General features: G+C 60.4%; 1 protein-coding gene. It reads right to left on the bottom strand.

The genetic code is table 11. The features are described from left to right. Positions 1–292, bottom strand: a 292-nt coding sequence (locus tag SB659_RS19250) for a biotin carboxylase N-terminal domain-containing protein (protein WP_410551551.1), incomplete at its 3' end; no start/stop codon positions are given. Positions 293–323 lie beyond the last annotated feature (31 nt).

Genomic DNA, 323 nt, shown 5'->3' with positions numbered 1-323 from the left:
CCTGTTCAGCTGCCGTCTTGGCCTGTAACTTGTCGCCCGAGAGACGGATTGCGTTCGCATTGGGGCCGACAAAGACAAAACCCTCTGCAGCGCAGAGTTCGGCAAACTCAGCGTTTTCCGCAAGCGGGCCGTATCCTGGCGCGATCGCGTCCGCCTGGGCGAACCTCGCTGCAGCGATGACTTCGGGGATCGCTTCGGATGGCGTGCGAGCCTGCAGAGGAATGCGCTGATTCGCAGCCATTACGTACGGCGCTCCCATGTCTTCAACCGGGTAGGCAACAGTCGTTTCGATTCCAAGCTCGCGGCAGGTTCGAACAAATCGC

The sequence above is a fragment of the Arthrobacter sp. SIMBA_036 genome, from assembly GCF_046535135.1.
Classification (GTDB): Bacteria; Actinomycetota; Actinomycetes; order Actinomycetales; family Micrococcaceae; genus Arthrobacter.
This window is presented reverse-complemented; position numbering and strand designations above follow the sequence as displayed.